The sequence below is a fragment of the Candidatus Magnetobacterium casense genome (assembly GCF_000714715.1).
GTDB lineage: Bacteria > Nitrospirota > Thermodesulfovibrionia > Thermodesulfovibrionales > Magnetobacteriaceae > Magnetobacterium > Magnetobacterium casense.
Window position 1 is genome coordinate 1 of the sequence record NZ_JMFO01000068.1, and the last position, 1,234, is coordinate 1,234.

The 1,234-nt window shown below is 55.7% G+C and carries 1 protein-coding gene and 1 pseudogene; one reads left to right on the forward strand and one right to left on the reverse strand.

Going from position 1 to position 1,234, the window contains the following annotated elements; all coding sequences use genetic code 11:
* The coding region (locus tag Mcas_RS18410) for a hypothetical protein (RefSeq protein ID WP_156033446.1) at positions 1 to 802 on the reverse strand (802 nt) is incomplete at its 3' end.
* Between the two features lie 54 nt (positions 803 to 856).
* Here Mcas_RS18410 and Mcas_RS18415 point away from each other — a divergent pair.
* Positions 857 to 1,234: pseudogene (locus Mcas_RS18415) on the forward strand (hypothetical protein); the annotation flags it as partial.

The following is a 1,234-nucleotide window of genomic DNA, read 5'->3' on the forward strand; positions in this document are numbered from 1 at the left end:
CAAGAACGCCGACAACAAACTGGTTGCTCTCCACCGTCAGGATCGTCACACCAGTCAACATCAGCGTCTCGGCCACACCGGCAGTATCATCCCAGTAGATGAACGTGCCGTTGGAGAAGCTCCACTCGCCGTCGTTATCCACCGTCCCACTCGCAACTTGCGCAAGCCACACCGTATTGTCAACGTCCACAGAAGGATCGCCGCCAGTGGCCGCACTCTCCATCACCCCACTCTCAAACTCAATCACATCCCTAGTCTTCAACCCACTGATCCTGGACCCACCGTTCTGCGCCTGCGCAATCGTGAACGTGTTTTCAATAGCACCCGTGGTATCCGCCATGGTGATGTTATGGTCACCCGTACCATTCAGGGCAATGGTATCACCATCCGTCGTAACCAGTGCTGTCTGGACCACAACCCCACCACCGTCGCTGCTTCCCAAGACGATAACATCTTTGCCATCGGTCAGGGTAATCCCCTGCACCGTGACCGTACCGCTGGTTGCACTGTCAATAATACCCAGCTGCGTCAGGTTTACCGTATCCGTCACGGTGATGGTGTAGGCATTGTAGGCATTGTAGGCATTGTTGGTCCCGGTCAGATCATCCAGTACATCAGCCGTACCACTGATGGTTGCCGTCACTGCATGATTGGTCAACGCGTCGATTGAGTTCAACTGCGACACAGTCGCCGTATCAGTCACGGTTACGTGGTGCCCATTGGTCACATAGCTACCCGTGTTGGCTGCCAGATTGGCCGCTGTGTCAGTCACGGTAGCGTAACTGACAGTACCCGAATCCACCGCGTCAATCTTCGCCAGCTGGCTGATCGTTGCTGTACTGGTCACTGTCACAACATGCCCAGAAACATACGCATTGACATTGCCGTTACTGTCAACCAGATGCGCTGCAGAGTCCGTTACAGTCCCGTAGGTCATCGTACCGGTTGTTTTTGCATCAATTGCCGTCAACTGGACGATGCTCGCTGCGCCACTGACTGTTACCGCGTAGTTTCCAGCCACAGTCAGACTCGCCACCTCTGCCGCTGTTCCGGTCACTGTGGCACCCGTTGCCACCGTCACAGTCCCGCTCGTTGCCGCGTCGATTGCGTTGAGATAGCCAATCTCCGTTGCATCCAGACCCTCACTCGAGACAGTCACAGTATAGGCATTCACCTGCGCATCTCCGGTCAGACCATAAAGTCCTGCAGCCGTCCCGCTGATCGTTGCCGTCAC